This window comes from Janthinobacterium sp. AD80, assembly GCF_002878455.1.
Lineage (GTDB): Bacteria > Pseudomonadota > Gammaproteobacteria > Burkholderiales > Burkholderiaceae_D > Janthinobacterium.
In genome coordinates this window covers 1-25013 of the sequence record NZ_NRDQ01000123.1, presented here as the reverse complement: position 1 = coordinate 25013, position 25013 = coordinate 1, and the positions used below count along the sequence as shown (strand labels likewise).

The following is a 25013-nucleotide window of genomic DNA, read 5'->3' as shown; positions in this document are numbered from 1 at the left end:
GCATCCATGGTCGTGCGTAAGCTCGTCATCGCTGTTCCATCCTCGCTTTCCCCTTGCGGCATGCCTGTTGCGGCGCAGGTCCTGGCACGCCCCGGCCAGGAACACTGGTCCGGCCGTCGCCTGGCTGGCTTGCCGCCTGCCGTGGCACGGCGTTACCGCGTAGCCACAGGACCTGCCGTTCGTGCACTCGTCGGACATTCATCCGACATCTCTTGATCATGCCTCGACCATTCATTGCGCATTCATCGCGCATTCATCGACCATTCCTTGAGCATGCCTGCCGTCCACGCGCCACGGCCTGCAGCTGGTTTGCCCAGTATAGGATGGCGCCCCTGTTCACACACCTGATCTGGCGCAAGCTTGAAAACGGAACTATTTCAGCCATCTATTCCACCCATTGCCATGGCCGCCGCGCCCTCGCGCCGTTCGATGCAGATCAATATGCCGCGGTGTGACCGGCCCACACTGGCAGTTCAGAGCGACTACCGGGAGCACATCATGTTTGGCAATGACAATGGTTTCAGCCCACCGCCGGGGAACGGCGGGGGCAGGGCGCAGAGCCCAGACGATGAAGAGGCGGTGGAGCAGTTTGCCGCGCCGGGGGAGGGCGATGGCGACATCGAGACGGCGTCCGTGGCGGACGTGGCCGACGCCTTGAGCGGGGTCAGCATGGAATTGCTGGAAATTAAGCGCAGCATCGAGGATGGCATGCGCCAGGCGATCCTGCAGGCGGGCAACGTGCGCGCGGCCGACGCCTTCAGCGACGCGGGCAATATCCAGGGCGTGGCGATCGGCCTGGGCGAAGGCGCCAGCGACAGCTCGTCCGGCGAACCGGGCATGCCGGCCCTGACCCTGTATGTGGCCGAGCCCACTTCCGTCGACCGCGCCAAGGCCGCTATCGTGAGCGCCATGGGCCTGCGCGCCGTGGCCAGCGACAATGTGCCTGTGAATATAGTCGTCACGGGCGTCATCGACGCCCAGCCCCACCGTTTCCGCTTGCGTCCGGCGCCCGGTGGCGTGTCCGTCGGGCACTTCCGGATCACCGCCGGCACCATAGGCTGCCTGGCCCTGGGCCGCAGCGCGCCACGCAACAACCGCTTGATGATCCTGAGTAACAATCACGTGCTGGCCAATTCCAACGGCGGCGTCTTCAATGACTGCATCGTGCAGCCTGGCCCCATCGATGGCGGACGCTGTCCGCAAGACCAGGTGGCCGTGCTGGAACGCTTCGTGCCCATCAATTTCACCGGCGGCGTCAATTTTGTCGATTGCGCCACCGGTTGGGCCTGGCCCGACCGCGTACGGCGCGAACTCGTGTACCTGAGCGGCGGCGTGCCGGCCTACTTCCGCATCAGCAATGCGCTGGTGGCGCCCACTTTGGGCATGATGGTGGGCAAGTCAGGACGCACCACGCAATTGACGCAGGGCCGCATCACGGGCCTGGGCGCCACCATCAACGTCAATTACGGCGGTGGCCGCATCGCGCTGTTCCAGGACCAGATCGCCATTACGGGTGTCAGCGGTGCATTTAGCGCCGGCGGCGATTCCGGGTCGTCCATCTGGACCTGGAACCAGCAGCGTAACCCTGTCGGCCTGCTGTTTGCCGGCGGTGGCAACATCACGTTTGCCAACCAGATGCGCAGGGTGGTGGTGGCGCTCGATATCAATTTGTATACTTGAGTGCGGCAACAGGCGCCGGCGTTGTGCCGCCTTGCATAACGCCCGCTTTTGCACGAAGATGATCTTGTCCGGACAGCAGCCATGCGTGGTGCAGCCTGCAATGAGGCGCTGGCGCCCGATGCCCGGGTGTATCATGGACAGTATCAGGAGGGATTGTCATGTCAAACAGTAAATTTACACAATCGCCCCACGCCGTTTTCGAGGATGCCGCCATGCCGTACCTGCCGGACCAGTCCACAGGGCAGGGTGCTGCGGGCATGGTGCAGCAGGGCCATCTTGCCTCCCACGGCCGCCTCGAAGCGGCGAAACGGCGCAACGAGCGGGCATTGATGGCCATCGACGGGGTGGAAGGCGTCAGCCTGGGACAGACCGCTGTCGGCAAGGAAGCACTTGTCGTGTACCTGCGCGATGCATCCGTCAAGCGGCGCGTGCCGCTGCAGGTGGAGGGCTATCCTGTGGAAATGAGCATCACGGGCCAGATCGATATCCAGCGCTGGTAAGAACGCCGGCCTGACCCGGCCTGGCTGGCGCCGTCAGGCGGGTATGCACGGATGCACGCATGAGCGCATGCACGCCGGCCGGATTCCTGTCCGTTTGCCTGCAATGGAGCCTGCGCCATGCCGGATGCCATGACGCAGCTTGGTAACGCTTGCCGCCGAGTAGGGCAAGAGCCCTGCCGCAAGGCGGTGGAACGACCCTACTGGCGGCCTTTCCTGCCTTGCCTTGCCTTGCCATTTACACTTGCTGCCGGGCTCGACTGGCGTTGCTTGACTAGCCAGATCAGCGTTATTTGCTCAAGCGGCCTATCGCTTCGGCCACGCCCGCGCCATAGGCCGGGTCGCACAGGGTGCAATTGCCGATGTGGCGTTGCTTGACCTGCTCCGAGGCGCCCGAGATGGCGCGCGCCGTATTGTCGAACAGCACTTGCTGCTGTGCCGGGGTCATCAGGCGGAACAGGGCGCGCGGCTGCGAATAATAATCTTCGTCAACGCGGTGGTTCCAGTGGTCGGCCGCGCCTTCCAGGCTCAGCGGCGGTTCACGGAAATCGGGCTGTTCCGCCCATTCCTGCTCGCTGTTCGGTTCATAGCCCAGGGTGCCGCCCATGTTGCCATCGACCCGCATCTGGCCGTCGCGGTGGTAGCTGTGGAACGGGCACTTCGGCGCGTTGACGGGGATATGGCTGTGGTTGACACCGAGGCGGTAGCGCTGCGCGTCGCCGTACGAGAACAAGCGGCCTTGCAGCATCTTGTCCGGCGAAAAACTGATGCCAGGCACCACGTTGGCCGGGTTGAAGGCCGCTTGCTCGACTTCGGCAAAGTGGTTGTCCGCATTGCGGTTCAGTTCCAGCACGCCCACTTCGATCAGCGGATAGTCGCCATGCGGCCAGACTTTCGACAGGTCGAAGGGATTGATGTGGTACGTCCCCGCCTCTTTTTCCGGCATGATCTGCACGTACAGCGTCCAGCGGGGGAAATCCTTGTTCTCGATGCTGTCATACAGGTCGCGGTGCGAGCTTTCGCGGTCCTTGCCCACCAGCTCCTCGGCTTCCTGGTCCGTCAGGTTCTGGATGCCTTGCTGGGTTTTAAAGGTGAACTTGACCCAGAAACGCTCGTTTTGCGCATTCAGGAAGCTGAAAGTGTGGCTGCCGAAGCCATGCATGTGGCGGAAGCTGCGCGGCAGACCACGGTCGCTCATCACTACCGTTACCTGGTGCAGCGCCTCGGGCAGCGATGACCAGAAATCCCAGTTGCTGTTGGCGCTGCGCAGCCCCGTGCGCGGATCGCGCTTGATGGCGTGGTTCAGGTCGGGGAATTTCAGCGGGTCGCGCATGAAGAACACGGGCGTGTTGTTGCCGACCAGGTCCCAGTTGCCTTCTTCCGTGTAGAACTTCAGGGCGAAGCCGCGGATGTCGCGTTCCGCATCGGCCGCGCCGCGTTCGCCTGCCACCGTGGAAAAGCGCGCAAACATGGGAGTTTGCTTGCCCACCGCGCCAAAAATCTTCGCCCGCGTGTAGCGTGTGATGTCGTGCGTGACGGTAAACGTGCCGTACGCGCCGGAACCCTTGGCATGCATGCGGCGTTCCGGGATGACTTCGCGGTCGAAGTGGGCCAGCTTTTCCAGGAACCACACATCTTGCAACAGGGCAGGGCCACGCGGGCCGGCTGTCTGGATGTTCTGATTATCGACAACAGGCGCGCCAAAGGCGGTGGTCAGCTTTTTCATTGGACTCTTTCTTTCGTGGCTAGGCTGAGCAATGGACGCGCCGGCGCTACTCAAACACTGGCTGGGTTGAATGAACACTCACCGGGGCTGGTCCAGAGTAAAATTTCTAAAATGCAAGTCAGTGTAAACTTTTTTGTGCGGCATGGCTTGCCACGCCGTCCGAGCAAGCTCAGGCGGCGTACTTGTATCATAAGCGCTGAGTAGCTGCCGCTCCCGCACGCTTGCAAATTGCAAGTATATAAAGCCTGGCAGTACGCGCGCCACTGGCCTTTTGTCCAGGTTGTCAACGCCGTTGTTAAAACTTGTTCCAGTTATTATGCCGGTGCTCCGTCGCTTCCTTCATCAGGTGGCCGGCGCGCAGCGCGTCGTCCGCTTGCACCGTCATGGCCAGTTCCTGGATGGCGGGCGGGTATTCATGGTGGGCCGCTTCTTCCAGCAACTCGCGGCCCCTGGCCAGGTCCAGCGGCACGCCGCGGCCTTCGCGATAGGCGTTGTACAGCAGGAACATGGCGTGTGGATTGCCCAACTCGCTCGACTTGTCCAGCCAGTGTGCGGCGATCACGGGGTCTTTCGGCACGCCTTCGCCATTCGCCGCCAGCAGGCCCAGCATCAGTGCCGCCTTGGCGTGGCCTTGCTGCGCCGCTTGCCGGTACCACAGCCAGGCTTGGCCTGGCGTGGCGGCGCGTAGCATCTGGCCCAGTTCGAACGCGGCTTCCGTGTCGCCCGCGCGGCCGCCTGCTCGAACAGGCTCAAGGCTTCGGTGCGGCGCCCGGGCCTGGCCTGGTAGATCAGCGCCAGTTCGCGTTCGGCCACCGGCATGTCCTTGCTGGCCCAGCTGCGTACCTTGCGCTCGGCATTATGGTCGCCCGCCTGGCGCGCATGCATGGCGACGGCTTCGATCTCGGCTGCCGTGGGCGGTGGCGAGGATTGGCAGGCGGCCAGTGTGGCTGCCAGGAGGACGGCGGGAAGGGACAGCGCTTGTTTCATCTTGATCACCTTTCATCAAAGCAGGCCGGAACTCCTGAAGTCCCGGCCCATGCACCTTATTTGCTCAGGTCGATGCGGTATTTGGCAAAGCCGCTGGCGTCGAGTCCGCCTTCGGCCGCCACGTTGCTGATGCCGCTGCCTTGCGCCAGCGCCAGGTGGCCCGGCGCCGAACGCAGGATCACGGGACCCGCCGTGGCCGTCTTGACGAAGCTCCAGCTGCGCGCGCTGCCGTTGTTGGCCAGCGTCACCTTGCCGCCCTTGGTGCTGAGCGACGCCAGGTAGTTGCTGACCACCGCCTGGTTGGCGTCCGGCGACTTGATGATGGTCTTGCTGCCGTCGATGCCGGGCACAGCGCCGCCGCCACCGGCACGGTAATCATTGGTGGCAACAATGAAATCATCGCCGTCGGCCACGGGCGCGCCCTTGTAAGTGAGGTTGACGATGCGGCTGCCAGCTTTTTTCGTCACGTCGATCTGGTACGTCAGCGCATTGTTTTCCGCATAGAACACGTCATAGTTGTAAATCGTGCCATATGACGGCACCAGATCTTGTTCGGCGCTGCTGGCCGGGTCGATCTGGGCAAATTGCCTGGCCGACGTTTCCAGCCAGGCCTTCAAGTCCGCGCCCTTGATTTTCACGGCTTGCAGGTTGTTATTGCTATATAAATACAAGTCGCCTGGATTGCGTACCTGCAAGCCGATCGGCGCGGCCGGCGTGGCGCCAGCAGCCACGTCGGTGAAGTCGGAAGGCCCGTTGCGGCCCGCTTTGAATGGCGCGCTGCAGGAAATCACGGGGATGTTCTTGTAGCTGGACAAGGTGGCATCCGTGCTGGTGGCAATGAAGTTTTTTACATAATCAAGTTGGGCCTGGTTCACCAGCTGGATCGCGCTGACGTCACCCACCAGCGCGAAGTACGCCGACATTTCGAAATCCGTGCTGATGCCCAGCGGCTGCTTGGCGTAGGCGATGGTCGCCGCGTGCTCGGTGGCAACGAGGGGCGCGATGGCCGGGTCGGCTTTTACCAGGGTCGTGCCATCCGTGTACTTGAAGCCGCGCGATTCCACCGTCGTCTTGGCTGGCTGCACCACCCATTTGCCGCCCTGGTACACCATGGTCAGCTTGATGATGCCCAACCGGCGGCCCCAGCTTTGCGCCATGACGGTGGGCACGCCGTTGACGAAGCCATTCACGGCGTCGATCTTGGCGCTGGCGGGGAAGGCGGCAAACGAGGCGTCCAGCGCGGCCGCGCCCACTTCCTTGCCTTTCGGGAAGATCAGGTGCGAGTGGCCAATCATCAGCGCGTCGATGCCCGTGCTGGTCAAGTGATAGCTGCCGTTTTCCATCTTCGGGCTGTAGGTGCTCGTGTCCAGCCCGCCATGCGACAGGGCCACCACCAGATCGGCACCCTTGCTGCGTAATTCCGGCACGTACTGTTTCGCCGCTTCCTGCACGCCCGTCACGCTGACTTTGCCGGCGAGCACCTTCTGGTCCCATTCGAGGATTTGCGGCGGCACAAAGCTCAGCACGCCCACATTGATTTTGACCGTCAGCTTGCTGCCATCGGGCGCCGTGGCGGCGAAATCGCGCGGCAGCAGGGTGTAGGGCTGGAAGATGGGCTTGCCGCTGGCCACGCCGACGACGTTGCTCAGCACGGAAGGGAAGGCGGGCGCGCCGCAAGTGCCAGTCGGCTTGGCCACGCCGGGAATGCCGAAATCCGTGTTGGTGATCTGGCTCAGGTAGGCCAGGCCGTAGTTGAATTCATGGTTGCCCATGCCGCCCGCGTCGTATTTCAGCGCGTTCATGGCTTTATGCACGGCCAGGGTGCCGCTGCACGGCACGGGCGCAGCCACGGCCTGCAGGTCGGCAAGTAAAGTGCCCTGGATGACGTCGCCATCGTCGAGCAGCACATTGTTCGGGTTTTCCGCGCGCGCCGCCTGGATCAGGGTCGAGGTGCGCTCCAGCCCGAGGCTGGTGTCTTCGGCCAGCGCATAGTAGTTATAACTCAAGATATTGGAATGGATATCCGTGGTTTCCAGCAAGGCCACGCTCACCGTCGTGCCTTCCGGAATGGCCGGCGTGGCCGGGGTATTCGAACTGCCGTTGCAACCGACCAGACCTGCACTTGCCAGCGCCGCCAGCATGACCCAATTTGTTTTCATTACCGCCCTCAGATAGATGCAAAGGACGCGACTGTAACGCCGCCATATGACGCGGCGATGACAGCCGTGCAGCGCGCATGGATGCTTGCTTATCGGCAGGCGGCCACGGCCGTGGTGAGCCAGGCCGCATCGACGGCGCCCAGGCGGCGGGTGCAGATCTGGTGTTGAGAATCCAGAATCACTGTGTACGGCAAGCCCTTGATTTTATTACCGAATGTGCTGAGAAAGCTGGGCCGAGCCACGGCCTGCGGGTAGCTGGCGGGGTAGCGGCGCAGGAAGGCCTGCGCGGCCTGTTGTTCATCGATGGCGATGCCGATCACGGGCAGCGCCGGCCGGCGGGCAGCCAACGCGTTAAAGATTGGCAACTCGCGCACGCACGGCAGGCAGTTGCTGGCCCAAAAATTCAGCACCACGGCGCGGCCCTGGAACGTGCGAAGCTTCAGCTGGCCGGCGCCATCGAGGCTGGGCAGGTCGAAGCGCAGCGGCGCGGCGCCGGCATGGCAAGACACTGTCACCAGTAACATTGCCGCCGCCAGACCTTTCATTGCGGCACCACGGCCGCGTCCGTCATGCGGTAGTACAGACCCATGGGGTCGCTGGCCAGCACCTTCAGCTTGCCTTGCACGATGAATGGCGCGTAGCTGAATTTCACGGGCGTCCTGCTGTTGATTTCCACCACGCCTTCCGGGCCGGCCGGCAGGCAGAACGGGCAACTGGCCGAGGTAACAGTCAGCAGGAAATGCTTCTGCTTCTGGCCCGGCTGCAACGGCATCATGAAGCCTTGCACTTTTACCTCGGTATTGTCGAGCGCACTGATTTCCGGCGTGTACTTCGGCACCATGCGGCCCTTTTTTGCCTTGACCGTGGTGGCCTGGCCCAGCAGTTTCCAGGACACCACGCCAGGAATGTCCGTCAAGGGCGCGAAAAACGAGGGCGGCTCATCGGCTGGCGCGGCCAGGGCGCTGCCTGCCAGCAGCAGTCCAGCGCTCAACATCATGATATTCAACATGCTTGCTTCCTTTCAGGGGCGTGCCAGGGTGGCGGCGATATCCGTGCGATAGGCGCGCGCGGCGGGAATGGCGGCGGCCAGCAAGCCCACCGCCGCGGCAATCACGGGCAGCCACGCTTCGGCAGCGAGAATGCGCCAGGGCTGCAGGTTCAGGTCCTGCATCGATTCCAGGATCCCGATACCCGCATGCCCCAGCAGCCAGCCGATAGCCGCACCGGCCAGCGACAGCAGCAAACCCTGCGCCAGCAGCAGGCGCAGCAGTTTAAAGGGCGAGGCGCCCAGCGTGCGCAGGATGGCCATGTCCCATTTGCGTTCTTCCAACGCCCCGTACAGGGCGACGAACAGCGACAGGGCCGCCACCAGCAGCACGCCGGCGGCGATTGCCCGCAGCACATCGATGCCCACGCCCAGCAAATTGAACAGGCGCGCCGCTTCGAAGGCAGGCTGGGCCGCTTGCAGCCGGGCCTGGCTATTCACTCAGCGCGGCAGGTAAATGGCGGCCAGCGGCGAGGCGTACTGCACCAGCACGGCCGTCAGTTCGCGCTCGGGCGGGGCCGCTGGCGCGGCGACAGAGCCAGCCGCCTGTTCATCGGGGTCCGTCTCGTGTACTTGCCACACGGAAGCCACCGGCGTGAGGATCAATCGGTCCACTACGCTTCCTGTGGGCTGCAGTATGCCCACCACCGTATAGGGCGCATGCTGGTGCAGCTCGCCACCGGCGGCCAGCCCGTGCGAACCGGCGAAGCTGGCGCCCAGGGTGGCGCCCGTCTCACGCGCCGCCCGGGCGCCGAACACGGCTTGCATCGGCTGCGTGAACAGGCTGCCCTGCGCCAGCTGCGCGCCATAGTGCCCAGCCAGTGCCGTGGTGCTGCCGACAATGCGGAAACCGTGGAAATTGTCGCCCAGGGCCAGGGGAATGGTGCTTTTCACCAGCGGCTGCGCGGTCAGGGCCGCCAGCGTGCCTTCGGGGATATTGCCGGTCGGAATATCGGCGTGGTACACGGATGACAGGATCAATTGCAGCGGCGAACCCTTGGCTCCCACCACCAGGTCGATGCCCGTGGCATCGCGCTCGGCGCGCTCTTCCAGCTGGGCCGAGACGGCCAGAATGAACGTCATCATGGCAATGCCGATGGCGACCAGCAGCAGATTCAGGCTGGATGCCAGCGGTGTGTGGCGCAACGCGCGCCAGGCCAGGGTGACGGCGTTCATGCCGCCACCTGCATCAGGGGCAGGCGCAGTACGGCAGCGTCCGGCAAGGCTGCCAGCACGCGGGCGTCGTGGCTGGCGATGATGAGTGTCGCGCCTGCCTGCTGCGCCTGGCTGGCCAGCAGCGCGATGACGGCGGCGCAGGCGACATCGTCCAGGTTGGCCGTCGGTTCGTCGGCCAGGATCAGCCGCGGGCGCATGGCAACGGCGCGCGCGATGGCGACCCGTTGCCGCTGGCCGCCGCTCAATGCATGCGGATAGGCATCGAGCTTGCCGCCCAGGCCCAGCTGATCGAGCAGGCGGGCCGCGCGGGTCGCGTCGGCCCGCTGGCCGCTGGCATAGGCGGGCAGCAAGACATTATCGAGGACATTCAAGCTGGCCACCAGCGCCAGTTGCTGTGGCAGCAAACCGATGGCGCGGCCACGCCAGTTGTCGCGCTGGCGCGGCGTCAGGTCCGGCAGCGAGGTACCCGCCACTTCGAGGCGGCCGGCCTGGGGCGCCAGGATCCCGGCCAGCAAATGCAGCAGGGTCGACTTGCCGCTGCCGGATGGACCCAGCAGCAGGGCGTGGCGCCCGGCGGGCAAATGAAAGGCGTCGATGTCGAGCACAGGGACAGGCGTGGCAGCGGCGTCGGCATAGCCATACGTCAATGAAGCGAGGTGGAGCATGGATTCTCTTTCAGGGGCGCGGAAAACGGGCGGCACAAAATTGCCGCACAAATGCAAGTGAGCTGCATTATAATTTAAAACGCAATCGACTTGCATTTAAAGTTCCAGCCCATTGCCGCCCCCATCGACCTTCCAAAGGAATGCCCCCATGTCCCAGCTCCAGCCTCAGCGCAAACTGCCCGTCACCGTCCTGTCCGGTTTTCTCGGCGCCGGCAAGACCACCTTGCTCAACCACATACTGCGCAACCGCGAAGGCAAGCGGGTGGCCGTCATCGTCAACGACATGAGCGAAGTCAATATCGACGCCGCGCTGGTCAAGGAAAGCGCGGAGGCGGCCGGTGCGGCCCTGTCGCGCACGGAAGAAAAACTGGTGGAGATGTCGAACGGCTGCATCTGCTGCACCCTGCGCGACGACTTACTGGTGGAAGTACGGCGCCTGGCGGCCGAGGACCGCTTCGACTACCTGCTGATTGAATCGACGGGCGTGGGCGAACCGATGCCGGTGGCCGCCACCTTTGATTTCGAAGATGAGCACGGCGACAGCCTGAACGACGTGGCGCAGATCGACTGCATGGTCACGGTGGTCGACTGCGCCAACTTGCTCAGCGACTTTCATAGCGAAGACAGCCTGGAGCAGCGCGGCGAAATCGCGGGCGAGGGCGATGACCGCCAACTGGCCAACTTGCTCACGGAACAGATCGAATTTGCCAATGTCATCGTCCTCAACAAGGTGGACATGGTCGATGCTGCCGAGCGCCGGCGCGTGCTGGCCGTCATCAAGGCCTTGAATCCCGGCGCGCGCGTCATCGAGACGAACCAGTCCGTGGTCCCGCTCGACGCCATCCTCGGCACGCAGCTGTTCGACCTGGAGCAGGCGGCCAGCATGCCGGGCTGGGCCCAGGAACTGGCCGGCGTGCATACGCCGGAAACGCAGGCGTATGGCATCAGCAGCTTTGTCTACCGGGCAAAAGAGCCGTTCCATGCGCAGCGCCTGCACGACTACATTTCCCAGCCGATTCCCGGCGTGGTACGCAGCAAGGGTTATTTCTGGCTGGCCAGCCGCCCGGAATGGGTGGCCAGCCTGTCCGGCGCAGGCAAGCTGATGAATATCGAACCCGTCGGCCTGTGGTGGGCCTCGGTGCCGAAGGAGCGCTGGCCAACGGATGCGGAATCGCTGGCCGAGCTGCGCTCTGGCTGGAGCGAGACGTATGGCGACCGCTACCAGGAGCTCGTCTTCATCGGCCAGGACATGAACCAGGCGGCCATCGAGGCGGACTTGAAGAAATGCCAACTCAACTATACGGAAACACGCAAGGGCATGGCGGCCTGGCGCAGCTTGCCTGACCCGTTTCCCCAATGGCAACGCGTTGACGACGAAGAACTTGAACACTAACCTCGCATAGGAAAGCAATATGACAGAACTCATCCCCGTCACCATCATCACGGGTTTTCTCGGCAGCGGGAAAACCACCTTGCTCAAGCGCATCTTGCAGGGCGACCACGGCTTGCGCATCGCCGTGATTGAAAATGAATTCGCCGCCGAAAGCATCGACCATGGCTTGCTGGTGCAAGATAGCGACGAGCAGATCGTGGAAATGAACAATGGCTGCATTTGCTGCAGCGTGCGCGGCGATCTGATCCGCATACTGGGCCAGTTGCACGCGAAACGCGCTGCGGGCAGCATCGTTTTCGACCACGTGATCATCGAAACGACGGGCCTGGCCGCGCCCGGCCCCGTGGCGCAAACCTTCTTTGCGGAACCGTCCGTCAGCGAGTTTTACATGCTGGATGCGATTCTGACGGTGGTCGACGCGCGCCATGCGCAACAGCAATTGACGCTGCATCAGGAAGCGCAGGAGCAGGTGGGCTTTGCCGACCGCCTGCTGCTGTCGAAGACGGACCTGGTCAGCAAGCAGGAACTGGCGGCGCTGCGCCAGCGCCTGACTGCCATCAACGGCCGCGCCGGCATGCAGAAGCTGAGTTTTGGCAACGTGCCCCTGCGCGACATCCTGAATATCCGTGGCTTCAATCTGAACGCCATCATCGAGCTGGAACCGGCATTCCTCGGTGAACTGGGCCATCGCCACGGCGACGGCGTGCAATCGTTCGTGTATCACCAGGCCCAGCCCCTCGATCTGCTGCAGGTGGAAAATTTCCTCGATGCCGTGGTGCAGCTGTTTGGCACCCAGCTGATGCGCTACAAGGGCATCCTGCACGTGACCGACATGCCGTGCCGCGCCGTCTTCCAGGGCGTGCACATGCTGATGGGCTCGGAACTGGGCGCACCGTGGCGCGAGGGGGAAAACCGCGTCAGCACCATGATCTTTATCGGCCGCGACTTGCCGCAGGATATGCTGATCCGTGGCCTGGACCGTTGCGTGGCAGGTGCCGCCAGCCCGGCCAGCCTGATGGCCGAAGTGATGGACGGGGCGGCTTCCGGGGTGGCCGCATGAGCGTGGAAGCGGGCTTGCCCGCCCTGGCGCTGATCTTTCTGCTTGGCATGCGGCACGGCCTGGAGCCGGACCACCTGGCCGCCGTCGATGGCCTGACCCTGCGCAGCCTGCCGCGGCATCCGCGCTGGGCGCCTTGGATGGGCGCGCTGTTTGCGCTGGGGCACGGCCTCAGCGTGCTGGCCATCGTGGCCGTGGCCGCCATGGCGTCGCAACAATTCACGCCGTCGGAAGCCGTGTTTGCCTGGCTGGAATGGCTGCCGATCGCCTTGCTGCTATTGATTGCCGGCATGAATGCGCGCACCTTGCTGGGCGGCGCGCAACTGGCCAGCGTGCGCGGCCTGCTGCTGCCGCGCTGGTTGCGCGGCGCCTCCGGCCCGCTGGGCGGCATTCTTGTCGGCATGCTGTTCGCGCTGGTGTTCGATACGGCGCTGCAGGCGGCAGCCTGGGGCTACGCGGCCGTGGCGCTGGGCGGCATGGGGCCGGCCTTGCTGACAGGGGCCGTGTTTGCCGCGGGCATGGGCGTGACCGATACCTTCGATGGCTGGGTCACGGCCAAAGTCATGCGCACCGGCAAGGAGGAGATCGTGCGCGCGTTCCGGCGCCGGCTAGGTTGGCCCATCGTCGCCATCTGCGTCGCCATGGCCGCCTACATGGCGGCCGGCAAGCTGGACCCGCAGTGGAGTTTGCCGGAAAGTACCATGGCGGCGCTCGGCGCGGCCATGGTGCTGCTGATGGCGGCCCTGTACGGCTGGACGCTGTACGGTTTGCGCGTCGTCAACGCACGCTAGAGACGGACGAAAGGCGGACGGGTGCAGGCCATGGGTATAATGCAAAAAAACTCCGAGCTCCGCCATGTCCGCCAACGCGATCACTATCCGCCTGCTGACGCCAGCCGATACCAGCGCCTTTTGCGCGCTGCGCCTGCGCGCCATCCTCGATTCGCCCAGTTCGTTTTCCTCGTCACGCGAGGACGAACTGGCGCGCACGCCCGAAGAACACGTGCAGCGCATCGCCGCCGGCCCGCAGCACAGGGCGTTTGGCGCCTTCGATGGCGAACGTCTCGTCGGTTTTGCCGGTTTGCGGCGCGAACCCCTGCGCCAGCTGTCGCACAAGGCCCTGCTGTGGGGCGTCTTCGTGGACGTACAGCAACGGGGCAAGGGCGTGGCGCGGCGTCTCGTGCATGCCTGCATCGAACAGGCGGAGCAAGACCCTGCCATCCGTCAAGTACACCTGAGCGTGAACGCGGAAAACAATGCGGCCTTGCGGCTGTATGAATCGCTGGGCTTTATCGCGTATGGCACGGAACCGCGCTCGATGCGCGTGGGCGAGCTGTTTTATGACGAGCACCACCTGGCCTTGCTGCTCAAGTAATGTTGCAGGTGCTTATTTGCAGCGCGGGCACAGGCCCTTGATCAGGTAATCGACTTCATCGCCGCTGAAGCCTTCCGGCAAGGCCACGGGGGTGGGCAGCTTGACTTCATTGAAGCAGGTGACGTTGGCGCATTTGGTGCACTGGAAATGCGCGTGCTCGTGCGCCTGGTGGCCGGCGCCCGCGCTGAAGCGCCACACCTGGTCGGCGCCGGCGATGCGGTGCACCAGTTCATTTTCCGTCAGCCATTCCAGCACCCGGTACAGGGTGACGGAATCGATATCGCTGTCCTGCGACAGCGCCTGCTGGATTTCATGGTGGGTCAGCGAACGGCTTTGCGCCATCAAAAAGTCGAGCACCTTCACGCGCGTCTTGGTGACGCGGGCGTTGGTGTTGCGGATCAGCGATTCGGCTTGCGGTGTAGAAGATGATGTCAACATAATATGGCCTGCTTACGGGTGGACGGGCTGGCGGCGTCATCGCCGTGCCTTTGGCACCCTCATGGGCGTATCTTAGCATGCGTGCTCCCTCGCGTGCCTCCCGGCATGATGCCGCGTCATGCCTTGAACGTCCAGTAGCGTCCCGCCGGCGTATCGACGGGGTCGAGAAAGCGCTGGTCGGCGCGGGCCTGGTTGCGTATCAGGTAAAACATGTCGGACAGGGTCGAGCGCTTTTCCGCAAAGTAACTATGTTTCATGAAACTGGTATCGACACCGCTGGCGTCGATGCTTTCCACGCCCGCCACGATCAGCATGCCCGCGCCGCTGTCGCCTGCGCGCGGATAGCCGTGCACGGCCTTCGAGGCGGCCAGGGCCAAGTCTTGCGAGGACGCATACAAGGTGACGGGGTTGCGCGCGCGCGCCAGTTTCGGCGCGATATCGTGCTTGAATATGGCGGCATCGATGTCGGGCGCCGTGAGGATGATCTCGGTGATCCTTTGCGCCAGTTGCGGGTCGGCCGACATCAGCTCGGCCACGGCCCGCGCCAGGCCCCGGTTGCCCATGCTGTGGCCCACCAGGTAGACTTGCGCCGCCTCGCTCCGGGCGAGAAAATCGGCCAGGAAGGCGGCGATATGCGGCGTGCTCCACTCGATGTTGTTTTCATCGGTGGTGTAGCCGGCAACGTCGCCGCGCGACGGCCAGCTGTAGAAGACGGGCGCGCCATCGAAGCCCAGGTCGTAGGCCATCTGTCCCGTGCGCCGCGCCGCGTCCTCGAAACTCACGTTGTAGCCGTGCACAAAGACAAAGGCGCTCTTGCCGGCCGAGGCGCGGATCTGGGTTTTCAGGGCGGCAAAGAAATTGGCGTGGTCCTGCACCTCGGCGGACAGCAGCGTCACGTGCTTGTCCGGGTCTGCGCGCCATTCCAGGCGCCACAGCGAGGGCGATTCCAGCTGGCCCATGCGGTGGTCGCGGGGAATGCTGATGTCGCAGCTGCCATAGCTGAGCGGGCCATCGTCGGCGCCGTGGCCGGCAGTGAAGCTGCGCTCGCCGCTGAAGCGCTGGGCCGGCGGCTTGCCCAAGTCGCGCTGGCGGTCGGTGGCGAAATACACTTTGACGACGGCATAGTTCGAGGCGACGGCGCCCTTGTCGGCCGGCGCAGGTGCCGTTGCGGGCAGCGCTTCCACGTCGGGCGCCTGGGGCGAGGGTCGCTGCAGCGCATCGAGCAAGCCTTGCGCGGCAAACAGGGTTTCCATGTCGTCGGGGACCCTGGCCGAGGCCAGGGCCGTTGACAGGGCCAGGCGCAGCCGGCTATCGGCAGGGTCCGCTTCCAGCGCGGCGATGGCGGCCAGGATGGCCGAGGCGCTGTCGAACTTGCCGATGGCCGCCTGGATCTGGCGGTAGTGGGATAGCACGGCCTCGGGCGCGCGCGCGGGCGCGCCATGTTCGATGGCCGCGACGACGGCGGAAGTGATCAAGTCCATGCGCTACCTGCCTTTCAATGCAATCTGGATTGAATGTCAACCCATATTGCCATAAAAGCACGCGTAAAGCGACTTGTCCAGCGGCGCACGCAGGCGCCGCGCGGTGGCTCAATGCTGTTTGTCGTCGCTGAACTGCTGCGCCAGCGATTGCAGGGGCGCCAGCGTCACGCCGCCGCGGCTGACGTGCTCGGGGATGCTTACGCGCACGGGCTTGCTGTGCATATTCGTGGAGGACAGCACATTTGTCGTGGTTTCCGGCGCCGCGTTCCACACGGGGTCGGCGATGCCTTCGAACACGTGTTTCAATTGTTCGCCCCAGGTGTCGCGGATCATGCGGAAATACTGGTTCTTTTCATCGATGGTGACGAAGCGCGTGACGGCCAGGCTGCCCGTCTCGTAGACGAGCAGGTCCAGCGGCAAGCCGACGGAAACATTCGAGCGCAGCGTGGAATCCATGGAAATGAGCGCGCACTTGGCCGCCTCGTCCAGGCGCGTGAACGGGTTGATGACGCGGTCGATGATGGGCTTGCCATATTTGGCTTCGCCGATCTGGAAATATGTGTTTTCATCGTGCGATTCGATGAAATTGCCGGCCGAATACACCTGGAATAAGCGGCAGCGCTCGGCTTGAATCTGCCCACCCAAGATGATGCTGACATTGAAATCGATGCCGCAGTCGGCCAGGGCCTTGGCTTCGCGCTGGTGCACGGTGCGCACGGCTTCGCCCACGATGCGGGCCGCGTCGTACATATTGCCCACGTTCCAGATGCTGCGCCCATCCGCATCCACATGTTCGGACACCAGCTGGCGGATGGCTTGCGAGATCGACAGATTGCCTGCCGTCATCAGCACCAGCATGCGGTCGCCCGGGTTTTCAAACACGCTCATCTTGCGGAAGGTGCCGACCTGGTCCACGCCAGCGTTGGTGCGGGAGTCGGACAGGAAGACCAGGCCTTCGTTCAGGCGCACGCCTATGCAATAAGTCATCGTAGCAAATTCAGTCAAAGGGGGAGCATTCTACACCAGCCGGGCCGGGCCACCAGCCTGCGAGGCCCGGCCAGCCTCATTCCTGCCTGTTTCAGGGGCTAGACGGGCACGATCTGCACATCGACCCGCAACGTTTCCGTGCCGCCTCCCTGGCGCACGCCGCGCACGGGCGCGGCCGAATCGTAGTCGCGCCCGATGGCCAGCCGGCAATACGCGTCCGTCATCAGGCGCGCATGGGTGACGTCGATGCTGACCCAGCCCGCGAAGTCCGGGTCCTCGGCCCAGGCGTCGACCCAGGCATGGCTGGCCGCATGGCCCGTCGTGCCCGGATCGATGTAGCCCGAGACATAGCGGGCCGGGATGCCCCAGGCGTGGCAGCAGGCCAGGTACAGGTGCGCATGGTCCTGGCATACGCCGCGCCCCAGGGCCAGCGCATCGCCTGCCGTGGTGGTGACCATGGTGGCGCCGCTTTCATACGCCACCTTGCCGACGATGTGCTCGGCCAGGCGCAGCAAATGGCCCGTACCGGCCGTCACCGCGCGGTCGGGCAGGCTGGCGGCGGCCAGTTCCAGGATGGCCGGGTTGGCCTGCGTCAAGGGCGTCGGCATGGTAAACAGCAAGGGCGAGAGGGTATCGACCAGGTTCAGCCGTCCCTTGTGCGGATAAATGGTTTCGACCACGCCATGGGCCACCAGGCTCAGCGACTGATGGCTGCCGTTAATGGTCAGCATGTGCGACAAGTTGCCGTAGGCATCCGTATAGGCGTGGCACCGGCCCGGCGTGGAAATGTGCCAGGACAGGGCCCGCTGCTGCGGCTCGATACGCGGCGTCAGGTGCAGCTGCTGGATGGTGTAGGCCAGCGGCGCACTATAGGCGTAATGGGTTTCGTGGCGGATGGTGAGCTGCATCAGGCCGCCAGGGGAACGAGGAAGTCGCGGCTGACCCGGTTGCCCAGGTCATTGATGTTTTCCAGAAACTCCGTCAGGGTCAGGTGCAGTCCCGCCTTCATGATATCGTCGATATGGCCGAATTTCAGCTCCGCATGCAGTTTACCGGCGAAACGCTCGGTATCCGCGGACACATCGTTGCGGATATGCTTGAGATTTTCCACCACGTCATCCATGCAAGCGAGCAAGGATCGTGGCATGTCGCCGCGCAGCATCAGCAATTCGGCGACGCGCGCCGGGGTAATGACATCGCGGTAGACCTTGCGGTAGATCTCGAAACCGGAGACGGAGCGCAACAGTGCCGCCCAGTAATAAAAGTCGCGCTGGGTGATGTCTTTCGACGTGTCGCGCGCGCCATGGAACTTCACGTCGAGGATGCGCGCCGTGTTGTCGGCCCGCTCCAAGAAGGTTCCCAGGCGGATGAAGTGAATGGCCTCGTCCTTGAGCATGGTGCCCAACGTCACGCCGCGCGACAGGTGCGAGCGGTACTTGACCCATTCGAAGAACTGGCTGGGGTCCGTTTCCAGCAGATTGCTTTTCAGGCGCTTCTGCATGTCGAGCCAGGTGGCGTTCTGGATTTCCCACACTTCCGTCGTCAGGGTGCCCCGCACGGCGCGGGCGTTTTCGCGCGCGCCCGTCAGGCAGGCGAGGATGGACGAGGGGTTGTTCGGGTCGCGCACCATGAAGTCGAGCACGTCGCGCGTGTGGAAGCGGCCATATTTGTGGTCGTACGCGCTTTGCAGCTCGGAAATCCCCAGGGTGGCGCGCCAGCCCTGTTCCGCGTCCTGTTCCGACTGGGGCAGCATCGAGGTCTGCATATTGACGTCGAGCATGCGGGCCGTGTTTTCCGCCCGCTCCGTGTAGCGGGCCATCCAGAACAAATGATCGGCGGTGCGGCTCAGCATGTTTTTTCTCCTGCAAAGGCGGATGTTGCTTCCAGTACCCAGGTATCCTTGGTGCCGCCGCCCTGCGAGGAGTTGACCACCAGCGAACCTTCGCCCAGGGCCACGCGGGTCAGGCCGCCGGGCACCATGGAAATCGTCTTGCCGGACAGCACGAACGGGCGCAAATCGATGTGGCGCGGCGCAATCCCTGCCTCGACATACGTGGGGCAGGCGGACAGGGCGAGGGTTGGCTGGGCGATGTAGCCGCCCGGATTGGCCAGCAGGCGCTGGCGGAAGTCCTCGATCTGCGCCAGGCTCGACGCCGGCCCCACCAGCATGCCGTAGCCGCCCGCGCCGTGCACTTCCTTGACGACCAGCTTGGGCAAATTCGCCAGCACGTAGGACAGATCGGCCGGCTTGCGGCACTGGTAGGTGGGCACGTTGTTGAGTATCGGTTCCTGCGACAGGTAAAACTTGATCATGTCGGGAACAAAGGGATAGATCGACTTGTCGTCGGCCACGCCCGTGCCGATTGCGTTCGCCAGGGTCACGCGGCCGGCGCGGTAGACGGACAGCAGGCCCGGCACGCCCAGCGAGGAATCCGAGCGGAAGGCCAGCGGGTCGAGGAAATCGTCGTCGACGCGGCGGTAGATCACGTCGACCCGCTTGGGGCCGCGCGTGGTGCGCATGTAGACGGAATTGTCGTTGACAAACAAATCCTTGCCTTCCACCAGTTCCACGCCCATTTGCTGGGCCAAAAAGGCGTGCTCGAAGTAGGCGGAGTTGTACATGCCGGGCGTCATGACCACCACCGTGGGGTCATCGACGCCCATGGGCGCGACGGAGCGCAGGTTGTCGAGCAACATGTCCGGGTAATGGTCGACGGGGGCGATGCGGTTGCGCGCGAACAATTCCGGGAACAGCCGCATCATCATCTTGCGGTCTTCCAGCATGTAGGAAACGCCGGACGGCACGCGCAGGTTGTCTTCCAGCACATAGAACTCGCCCTGGCCGGCCCGCACGATATCCACGCCGGCGATATGCGCGTAAATGTCGGAGGCGACGGCAATGCCCTGCATTTCCGGGCGGTACTGCGCATTCTTGTAGATTTGCTCGGCGGGAATGATGCCCGCCTTGATGATATTTTGAGCGTGATAAATATCGTGGATGAACATGTTCAGCGCTTGCACGCGCTGCACCAGGCCCGTTTGCATCTGCGCCCATTCGGCGGCGGGGATGATGCGGGGAATGGTGTCGAAGGGAATCAGACGTTCCGTGCCGGCATCGTCGCCATACACGGCGAAGGTGATGCCGACCCGGCGGAACGTCAGGTCCGCTTCGGCCCGCTTGCGGGCGATGGTGTCGGGGGATTGCTGTTCCAGCCAGTTGTTAAATTCACGGTAGTGTTCACGCACCTTGCTGTCCGTGCCCACTTCATCTGCAGTCATTTCATTGAAAAAATTTGCCATGTTGTGATTTCCCCTTGAGCCTTGGTCTGACTATAGCTCAGCAGAAATCATGCCAGTAGGGCACACGTGAAAATGTGTAAAAAATGACCATTTTTGTGGCGTAAATCCGTCAAGTGCACCGTATTGGTGCATTACTGCGCGGATAGTGCCGGCATGGGGCAGGCACGTTCAAGCGTCCGGCGTGACGAAGGGCCGGCAATCGATGGGCAGGTCGATGGTAAAAGTGGTGCCACGCTCCGGGGCGCTGTCGACGATGGCGCTGCCGCCATGGCTTTCCGCCACGTTCTGCACGAAGGGCAGGCCGATGCCCCAGCCGGGCGCGCTGCCAGGATGTTCGCGGCGCAGATAATCGAAGATGCGCTCGGTCTGGTCGGGCGCGACGCAGCTGCCCGTGTTGTGCACGGTAATGATCATGCGTTCGCGCAAGGTATTCACGTGGATATGGATGGGGCCGTCGTCGCCGTACTTGACGGCGTTGCCCACCAGGTTTTCCATGGCCCGGCGCAAGGAATTTTCGCACCACCAGCCGGTGACGGAACAGCCCGTGACGGCGCACTTGCCGGGCAAGCCCGTATTGACGCTGTCGCCCACTTGCCGTGCCAGCGGCAGGATGTCGAAACGCTGCAGCAGCAGCGGCAGCTTTTGCCCCCGGTGGTAGCTGAGCGTATCGAGCAGTTCCTGGATCATGTCGTCGAGGCGCTTGCCGTGCTCGATGATTTTTTGCGCCAGCACCTGCACATCGGCCTGCTGCGCCAGGCGTTGCAGTATCTGCGCGCTGTTGAGCATGACGGACAGAGGATTGCGCATGTCATGCGACAGGCCGGCGGCGATGCGGCGCTGGAAACCCTCGTGCATGGCGGTAAATTCCAGGATGGCTTCGCGGATGCCCGTATCGATCGAGGCGTTGATCACCTTCCAGTCCTTGCGCCGCAGCGGCACGCCGGCCTCGAGCGCCGCCTCGGCAAAACAGTCGCGGAAAATCTGGTATTCCTGGATCACCTGTTCCGGCCCGTAGCTGGTCATGCGTGCCCGTTCATTGCCGTGCACGGCCGGCGCATTCGTGTTGCTGGTGGCATCGTCACGGGGGTAGCCCGGTGTCAACGCTTCAGCCAGGTTGTCGAAGAAGGTCGGCAGGGTGTTGATGAGGATGGGCGTGAGCAGGGCGTCGGCGCCGCGTACCTTGGCGCGCACCTCGTGTTCCCATTGCGTCAGCACGGCATCGCGCATGCTGAACAGGCGCCGCGTGCGCGCCGGCAGGTCCAGCGTGCTCATTTTCTGGTCAGAGGCATAGGTCATCGCAGCTCCCCATCAGCAGGTCGGCATGCGCGCGTTGCGGCGCGCGACCTAAAGTATCCTCCAAATTGGCGCGCGGGGGGCGTTCAATTCGGGGCGCCGGCGCCTTGTATGACGGCGCTCAAATGGCTGAGGACTGCATCCCATTGCGCGAGAGAAAAGTTCTGCGGATCGTCGTGGCCATTCGCGTAGCCCGTATCGAGCACGGCATGGAAGGCGGGAATCAGCCACGTGCCCTTGCGCACGCTGGCCGCGACGTACAGCAGGGCCAGCCGCTCATATTGCGCCGGCGTAAAGCCGGGATCGGGCGCCAGGCCATCGTTGCCCTTGCCGCCGCCGGGTACGGAATTGCGCGGCTGCACCAGTTCCACGTGCAGGAACAGGCCCGTCAAGGACGGCTTGTCTTTTTCCAGCTTGCTGGCGTAGCCGGGCGTGCCAAAGTCGCGCACCTGCAGCGATGCGCCCAGGCGATTCACATACACATGGCCTTTCGGCCCGCCGCCCAGCGCCGGATTGCGCACCGTAAAATCGTTGAAATCCCAGCTGGCGTCGTTGATGTGGGCGGGAATCGGTTCTGCCAGGAAATTCGGATAGCTGGTGTCATGGATCACGAAATAACGGGCCACGGGCGCCACCAGGCGCCCCGTGGCACGCGACAGGGGCGCATCGACGGCGCCGCCCGCGTCAGCCTCGCTGATGCCTTGCGCCGCCAGGTAGGCGCGCAGGGTGGCCGGCGCGATGTCCGTGCGCTGGCCAACGCGGCTGGCGAGAAATGCCGGCAGCGGCGCGCTGGCCCCCAGGCGCGCATAGCGCTGCACGGGCCGCAGCAAACACGTGGCTTGCGCCCGCGCATCGCCATGGAAACCGCTTTTCCAGGCGGCGTACGGGCAGGCGGCCTGCTTCTGGGCGGCGGCGGGCAGGGCAATGGCGAACAGCAATAGCAGGGCAGGGAGTGTCATGCGGGCATTGTCGCTCAAGCCACGGTGACGGCACAGGCGCGCACGCGAAAAAAAAGCTGCCCAATGCGGGCAGCTTGGCGGCAAGGCGGGCGCGGGATCGGTCAGAACGCCACGCTGCCCGAGACGACGAAGGTGCGCGGCGCGGCCAGCACCAGGCTGCCGGCGTCGAACGAGGAGACGGCCGAGGCCCAATAGCTGCGGTCGGCCACGTTGTCGATGCGCGCGCGCAAGGTCACGTCATGGCCTGCTACCTGCGTCAGGTAGCGCGCGCCGATGTCGACGCGGGTCCAAGATGGCAGTTGCTTGCTGTTGGCCAGGTCCGCATACTGAGTCGACGTGTAGACGGTGCGGGCGTTCAGCGACAGGCCAGGCGCGCCCGGCACATCCCATTCGCCGCCCACGCTCAGCTGAGTTTTTGGCGCGCCGATGGCGTTCTTGCCGTTGTTCAGCGGCTTGTCCGTGTTGCGCTGTTGCGTATCGAGCCAGGTCAGGCCGCCCAGCAGGCGCACGCCGGCCATCGGCGTGCCGAAGATGGACAGTTCCAGACCCTGGTTGCGCTGTTCGCCCGACAAGGTGGCGCGCGAGCCGACGATGGCAGGCAAAGGCTTGGCCGTCGAGAACAGGGCGGCGCTCATGCCCAGCTTGCCGCCATCGTACTTGACGCCGATTTCTTTCTGCTTGGACTTGTAAGGCGCAAAGACTTCGCCCAGGTTGCTCACGGCCACTTGATCCTTGCCATCAAAGTAGGTACCGCTGGCCACGGGACCCTTGACCAGCGCTTCGATGTAGTTGGCGTACAGCGACACGTTCTTGCTGGCCTTGTAGACAATGCCCGCTACCGGCGTGGTGGCGCTCTTGTCATAGCTGGAGTACTGCACGGCCGTGCCATACGCGTAGGCCGCGTCGCGGATCTGCTGGCGGCGCAGGCCCACGGTCAGCAACAGCTGCTCGTCGAGGAAGGCCATGGTATCGGCCACGGCATAGCTGTTGAGAATGGTCTTTTGCGTCAGGCGCGGGTCGCTCATCACGCCGCCCGAGTTGTCCTCCAGGGTAGGCGGCATGGACACGTCGACGGGACGATAGATATTCGTCGGCAAGCCCGCGTAATCGCTGATGGCGTAGGCATTTTTCGCTTCGTTCCAGTGACCGGACCAGCTCGCTACCAGGCTGTGCTTGACGGCGCCCGTCGTGAGCATGCCACGAATGCCCAGTTCGCCAGTGCGGATTTCCTGCTTGCGCGCGTTGTCGAAGCGGTACACGCTGGCATCGCCATTGAGCGAGGTCAACGTGGGTTGGGCCAGGCTGTTCGATTCCTTCGTCGAGCGGCTGCCGAACGCCGCCCAGGCCACCACATCCTTGGCGACGTCCACTTCGGCGCGCGCCGTGCCGAACACATCATGCTCCTTCGAATAGCTCCACGGCTGGGCAAAGTTCTTCGACGCATCGGGTGCGCCAGGCAGGGTCGCCAGGTTGCCGGCGTTGACGGAAGGGCGCGGCGCCGTCAGATCGAAGTTCTGGTAGCCGGCGTCCGCCGACAGACGGTAGTTGCGGCCGCGATAGTCGAGGCCGACGGAAAACATGCCCACGTCATGGTCTTCGCGCTTGATGCTGGTTTCGCCCTGGCGCTTGGCGGCATTCACGCGCACGCCGAATTCCTTGTTTTCGCCAAAACGGCGCGCCACGTCGATGGCCGCGTAGGCATGGCCGCCCGATTCCACGCCCACCGTCAGTTCCGTCAGCGGCGTGTTGCCGGCGCGCTTGGGCATCAGGTTGATGGCGCCGCCGATGCCGCTGCCGCCCGGTGCCGCGCCATTCAGGAAAGCGCTGGCGCCGCGGAACACTTCCACGCGCTCGAGCAGTTCCGGCGACACGTATTGACGGGGCAGTACGCCGTACAGGCCGTTATATGCCACGTCATCGGAGTCGAGGGCAAAGCCGCGGATCACATACACTTCCTGGAAATTGCCATAGCCGCGCGACATGCGCACGGCCGGATCGCTCTGCAGCAGGTCGCCCACGCTGCGCGCCTGCTGGTCGGCGATGAATTGCTGCGTATAACTGGTGCTACCGAACGGGCTATCCATCATGTCCACGGAACCAAGAATGCCCATGCGTCCGCCGCGCGCCACCTGCCCACCGGCATAGGCCTTGGACAAGCCTTCCGCCGACGCATCGGCCGAGGCATTCACGACGACCATCGGCATGGTTTGCGCATCGGCGGCGGTAGTCTGCGCCTGCGCGGCGGAGCTGGCCAGCACGAAGGCGGCCATGGCGAACGGGGTAGGGATGAGGTGGAAGGTGCGCATGGTTGTTGTTCGATAATAATGAGAATGATTATCATTATATTCCTCCCGGCCGGAAAGCGTGTGGAAGCGTGCAAGGGCGCGTAAAAAAATGGTATCCGGCGCAACAATTTGCGGTGCAGGTGCCGGATTTTGCGTGAAAAAGGCGCATCAGACGATACCTTGCGGATTGATTAACAAGTTTGAGCCACTCTCGCTACACTATGGCATCGCGCATTGCGCTTACCATATGCTTCCTGCCCATGTTTCAGCAAGATCAGTCCGCTTCCCCGCACCGCACCTGGCGCTTCAGCGCGAGAGGCGCGGCCGTCGCCCTGATCCTGGCCATGCATGTATTGGGCCTGTATTTCCTGCTGCTGCCGGCGCGCAAGCTGAGCCACTACACGGACGTGGCCTTCATGACCCTGATGCCGCCGAAACCACTGCCGCGCACGCCACCGATGCCCTTGCCGATGCCCATGCCGCGCCCGCGCGCGCCCGGCCCCACGGCACC

The 25013-nt window shown here is 63.8% G+C and carries 24 protein-coding genes and 1 pseudogene; 7 read left to right on the top strand and 18 right to left on the bottom strand.

Annotated elements, in window-relative coordinates:
* Window positions 1-498 precede the first annotated feature (498 nt).
* Both JaAD80_RS21285 and JaAD80_RS21280 read left to right on the top strand, forming a co-directional pair.
* Window positions 499-1680 (top strand): hypothetical protein, encoded by a 1182-nt coding sequence (locus tag JaAD80_RS21285; protein WP_102297145.1) that lies wholly within the window; start codon window positions 499-501, stop codon window positions 1678-1680.
* A gap of 158 nt (window positions 1681-1838) precedes the next feature.
* Window positions 1839-2180 carry a hypothetical protein gene (locus JaAD80_RS21280; RefSeq protein WP_102297144.1) on the top strand — a complete coding sequence of 114 codons (342 nt, stop codon included), beginning with the start codon at window positions 1839-1841 and terminating at the stop codon, window positions 2178-2180.
* A gap of 286 nt (window positions 2181-2466) precedes the next feature.
* On the opposite strand, the gene JaAD80_RS21275 is transcribed toward JaAD80_RS21280, so the two are convergent.
* The 9 genes from JaAD80_RS21275 to JaAD80_RS21245 all read right to left on the bottom strand — a co-directional run bounded on the left by JaAD80_RS21275 (window position 2467) and on the right by JaAD80_RS21245 (window position 9935).
* Window positions 2467-3903, bottom strand: a complete 1437-nt coding sequence (locus tag JaAD80_RS21275; RefSeq protein ID WP_102297141.1) for a catalase — start codon at window positions 3901-3903, stop codon at window positions 2467-2469.
* 295 nt (window positions 3904-4198) lie between these two features.
* A complete protein-coding gene (locus JaAD80_RS31600; protein WP_258003114.1) occupies window positions 4199-4594 on the bottom strand; it encodes a tetratricopeptide repeat protein in 396 nt (131 codons plus the stop codon).
* The gene (locus JaAD80_RS31595; protein ID WP_258003113.1) at window positions 4513-4890 is read right to left on the bottom strand and encodes a hypothetical protein; all 378 of its coding nucleotides are present in this window, start codon (window positions 4888-4890) and stop codon (window positions 4513-4515) included. The genes JaAD80_RS31600 and JaAD80_RS31595 overlap by 82 nt, the downstream gene beginning before the upstream one ends.
* 56 nt (window positions 4891-4946) lie before the next feature.
* Window positions 4947-7049 (bottom strand): bifunctional 2',3'-cyclic-nucleotide 2'-phosphodiesterase/3'-nucleotidase, encoded by a 2103-nt coding sequence (locus JaAD80_RS21265; protein WP_102297138.1) that lies wholly within the window; start codon window positions 7047-7049, stop codon window positions 4947-4949.
* Between the two features lie 89 nt (window positions 7050-7138).
* Window positions 7139-7573 (bottom strand): TlpA disulfide reductase family protein, encoded by a 435-nt coding sequence (locus JaAD80_RS21260; RefSeq protein ID WP_180979522.1) that lies wholly within the window; start codon window positions 7571-7573, stop codon window positions 7139-7141.
* Between the two features lie 17 nt (window positions 7574-7590).
* Window positions 7591-8058 (bottom strand): DUF3299 domain-containing protein, encoded by a 468-nt coding sequence (locus JaAD80_RS21255; RefSeq protein WP_102297134.1) that lies wholly within the window; start codon window positions 8056-8058, stop codon window positions 7591-7593.
* Window positions 8059-8070: 12 nt separating this feature from the next.
* The gene (locus JaAD80_RS31875; RefSeq protein WP_308410630.1) at window positions 8071-8535 is read right to left on the bottom strand and encodes an FtsX-like permease family protein; all 465 of its coding nucleotides are present in this window, start codon (window positions 8533-8535) and stop codon (window positions 8071-8073) included.
* Window positions 8536-9270 (bottom strand): ABC transporter permease, encoded by a 735-nt coding sequence (locus JaAD80_RS31870; RefSeq protein ID WP_308410629.1) that lies wholly within the window; start codon window positions 9268-9270, stop codon window positions 8536-8538.
* Window positions 9267-9935: an ABC transporter ATP-binding protein gene (locus tag JaAD80_RS21245; RefSeq protein ID WP_180979521.1), complete on the bottom strand. Its 669-nt coding sequence runs from the start codon at window positions 9933-9935 to the stop codon at window positions 9267-9269. The genes JaAD80_RS31870 and JaAD80_RS21245 overlap by 4 nt, the downstream gene beginning before the upstream one ends.
* Before the next feature lie 148 nt (window positions 9936-10083).
* Between JaAD80_RS21245 and zigA the strand changes: the two genes are divergently transcribed.
* From zigA to JaAD80_RS21225, 4 genes are all read left to right on the top strand, one after another.
* On the top strand, window positions 10084-11328 hold the full coding sequence (gene zigA, locus JaAD80_RS21240; RefSeq protein ID WP_102297129.1) for a zinc metallochaperone GTPase ZigA: 1245 nt from the start codon (window positions 10084-10086) through the stop codon (window positions 11326-11328).
* Window positions 11329-11347: 19 nt separating this feature from the next.
* Window positions 11348-12388: a GTP-binding protein gene (locus tag JaAD80_RS21235; protein ID WP_102297126.1), complete on the top strand. Its 1041-nt coding sequence runs from the start codon at window positions 11348-11350 to the stop codon at window positions 12386-12388.
* A complete protein-coding gene (locus JaAD80_RS21230) occupies window positions 12385-13176 on the top strand; it encodes a nickel transporter (RefSeq protein ID WP_102297124.1) in 792 nt (263 codons plus the stop codon). Before JaAD80_RS21235 ends, JaAD80_RS21230 begins: the two co-directional genes overlap by 4 nt.
* 64 nt (window positions 13177-13240) lie before the next feature.
* Entirely contained in the window at window positions 13241-13759 is a 519-nt protein-coding gene (locus JaAD80_RS21225) for a GNAT family N-acetyltransferase (protein WP_102297121.1), read from the top strand.
* 12 nt (window positions 13760-13771) lie between these two features.
* On the opposite strand, the gene JaAD80_RS21220 is transcribed toward JaAD80_RS21225, so the two are convergent.
* The 9 genes from JaAD80_RS21220 to JaAD80_RS21180 all read right to left on the bottom strand — a co-directional run bounded on the left by JaAD80_RS21220 (window position 13772) and on the right by JaAD80_RS21180 (window position 24523).
* Window positions 13772-14197, bottom strand: coding sequence for a Fur family transcriptional regulator (locus tag JaAD80_RS21220; protein ID WP_076572177.1), 426 nt, complete (start codon window positions 14195-14197; stop codon window positions 13772-13774).
* 116 nt (window positions 14198-14313) lie between these two features.
* The gene (locus JaAD80_RS21215) at window positions 14314-15678 is read right to left on the bottom strand and encodes an alpha/beta hydrolase (protein ID WP_102297118.1); all 1365 of its coding nucleotides are present in this window, start codon (window positions 15676-15678) and stop codon (window positions 14314-14316) included.
* Window positions 15679-15786: 108 nt separating this feature from the next.
* Entirely contained in the window at window positions 15787-16665 is an 879-nt protein-coding gene (locus JaAD80_RS21210) for a peptidase (RefSeq protein WP_102297116.1), read from the bottom strand.
* A gap of 98 nt (window positions 16666-16763) precedes the next feature.
* Window positions 16764-17573, bottom strand: coding sequence for a transglutaminase family protein (locus JaAD80_RS21205; RefSeq protein ID WP_102297114.1), 810 nt, complete (start codon window positions 17571-17573; stop codon window positions 16764-16766).
* The gene (locus JaAD80_RS21200; protein ID WP_102297111.1) at window positions 17573-18517 is read right to left on the bottom strand and encodes an alpha-E domain-containing protein; all 945 of its coding nucleotides are present in this window, start codon (window positions 18515-18517) and stop codon (window positions 17573-17575) included. The genes JaAD80_RS21205 and JaAD80_RS21200 overlap by 1 nt, the downstream gene beginning before the upstream one ends.
* Window positions 18511-19965 carry a circularly permuted type 2 ATP-grasp protein gene (locus JaAD80_RS21195; protein ID WP_102297108.1) on the bottom strand — a complete coding sequence of 485 codons (1455 nt, stop codon included), beginning with the start codon at window positions 19963-19965 and terminating at the stop codon, window positions 18511-18513. The genes JaAD80_RS21200 and JaAD80_RS21195 overlap by 7 nt, the downstream gene beginning before the upstream one ends.
* A 168-nt stretch (window positions 19966-20133) precedes the next feature.
* Window positions 20134-21261: a sensor histidine kinase KdpD gene (locus tag JaAD80_RS21190; RefSeq protein ID WP_102297106.1), complete on the bottom strand. Its 1128-nt coding sequence runs from the start codon at window positions 21259-21261 to the stop codon at window positions 20134-20136.
* 83 nt (window positions 21262-21344) lie between these two features.
* Window positions 21345-22217 carry a hypothetical protein gene (locus tag JaAD80_RS21185; protein ID WP_146012469.1) on the bottom strand — a complete coding sequence of 291 codons (873 nt, stop codon included), beginning with the start codon at window positions 22215-22217 and terminating at the stop codon, window positions 21345-21347.
* A gap of 101 nt (window positions 22218-22318) precedes the next feature.
* The gene (locus tag JaAD80_RS21180; RefSeq protein WP_102297101.1) at window positions 22319-24523 is read right to left on the bottom strand and encodes a TonB-dependent siderophore receptor; all 2205 of its coding nucleotides are present in this window, start codon (window positions 24521-24523) and stop codon (window positions 22319-22321) included.
* Between the two features lie 239 nt (window positions 24524-24762).
* Between JaAD80_RS21180 and JaAD80_RS21175 the strand changes: the two are divergent.
* Window positions 24763-25013: pseudogene (locus JaAD80_RS21175) on the top strand (hypothetical protein); the annotation flags it as partial.

What these genes read in the sequence shown, in the direction of transcription:
- JaAD80_RS21285 (WP_102297145.1), top strand. Translation starts at nt 499, where the DNA reads ATGTTTGGCAATGACAATGGTTTCAGCCCACCGCCGGGGAACGGCGGG.
- JaAD80_RS21280 (WP_102297144.1), top strand. Translation starts at nt 1,839, where the DNA reads ATGTCAAACAGTAAATTTACACAATCGCCCCACGCCGTTTTCGAGGAT.
- JaAD80_RS21275 (WP_102297141.1), bottom strand. Translation starts at nt 3,903, where the DNA reads ATGAAAAAGCTGACCACCGCCTTTGGCGCGCCTGTTGTCGATAATCAG.
- JaAD80_RS31600 (WP_258003114.1), bottom strand. Translation starts at nt 4,594, where the DNA reads ATGCTACGCGCCGCCACGCCAGGCCAAGCCTGGCTGTGGTACCGGCAA.
- JaAD80_RS31595 (WP_258003113.1), bottom strand. Translation starts at nt 4,890, where the DNA reads ATGAAACAAGCGCTGTCCCTTCCCGCCGTCCTCCTGGCAGCCACACTG.
- JaAD80_RS21265 (WP_102297138.1), bottom strand. Translation starts at nt 7,049, where the DNA reads ATGAAAACAAATTGGGTCATGCTGGCGGCGCTGGCAAGTGCAGGTCTG.
- JaAD80_RS21260 (WP_180979522.1), bottom strand. Translation starts at nt 7,573, where the DNA reads ATGTTACTGGTGACAGTGTCTTGCCATGCCGGCGCCGCGCCGCTGCGC.
- JaAD80_RS21255 (WP_102297134.1), bottom strand. Translation starts at nt 8,058, where the DNA reads ATGTTGAATATCATGATGTTGAGCGCTGGACTGCTGCTGGCAGGCAGC.
- JaAD80_RS31870 (WP_308410629.1), bottom strand. Translation starts at nt 9,270, where the DNA reads ATGAACGCCGTCACCCTGGCCTGGCGCGCGTTGCGCCACACACCGCTG.
- JaAD80_RS21245 (WP_180979521.1), bottom strand. Translation starts at nt 9,935, where the DNA reads ATGCTCCACCTCGCTTCATTGACGTATGGCTATGCCGACGCCGCTGCC.
- zigA (WP_102297129.1), top strand. Translation starts at nt 10,084, where the DNA reads ATGTCCCAGCTCCAGCCTCAGCGCAAACTGCCCGTCACCGTCCTGTCC.
- JaAD80_RS21235 (WP_102297126.1), top strand. Translation starts at nt 11,348, where the DNA reads ATGACAGAACTCATCCCCGTCACCATCATCACGGGTTTTCTCGGCAGC.
- JaAD80_RS21230 (WP_102297124.1), top strand. Translation starts at nt 12,385, where the DNA reads ATGAGCGTGGAAGCGGGCTTGCCCGCCCTGGCGCTGATCTTTCTGCTT.
- JaAD80_RS21225 (WP_102297121.1), top strand. Translation starts at nt 13,241, where the DNA reads ATGTCCGCCAACGCGATCACTATCCGCCTGCTGACGCCAGCCGATACC.
- JaAD80_RS21220 (WP_076572177.1), bottom strand. Translation starts at nt 14,197, where the DNA reads ATGTTGACATCATCTTCTACACCGCAAGCCGAATCGCTGATCCGCAAC.
- JaAD80_RS21215 (WP_102297118.1), bottom strand. Translation starts at nt 15,678, where the DNA reads ATGGACTTGATCACTTCCGCCGTCGTCGCGGCCATCGAACATGGCGCG.
- JaAD80_RS21210 (WP_102297116.1), bottom strand. Translation starts at nt 16,665, where the DNA reads ATGACTTATTGCATAGGCGTGCGCCTGAACGAAGGCCTGGTCTTCCTG.
- JaAD80_RS21205 (WP_102297114.1), bottom strand. Translation starts at nt 17,573, where the DNA reads ATGCAGCTCACCATCCGCCACGAAACCCATTACGCCTATAGTGCGCCG.
- JaAD80_RS21200 (WP_102297111.1), bottom strand. Translation starts at nt 18,517, where the DNA reads ATGCTGAGCCGCACCGCCGATCATTTGTTCTGGATGGCCCGCTACACG.
- JaAD80_RS21195 (WP_102297108.1), bottom strand. Translation starts at nt 19,965, where the DNA reads ATGGCAAATTTTTTCAATGAAATGACTGCAGATGAAGTGGGCACGGAC.
- JaAD80_RS21190 (WP_102297106.1), bottom strand. Translation starts at nt 21,261, where the DNA reads ATGACCTATGCCTCTGACCAGAAAATGAGCACGCTGGACCTGCCGGCG.
- JaAD80_RS21185 (WP_146012469.1), bottom strand. Translation starts at nt 22,217, where the DNA reads ATGACACTCCCTGCCCTGCTATTGCTGTTCGCCATTGCCCTGCCCGCC.
- JaAD80_RS21180 (WP_102297101.1), bottom strand. Translation starts at nt 24,523, where the DNA reads ATGCGCACCTTCCACCTCATCCCTACCCCGTTCGCCATGGCCGCCTTC.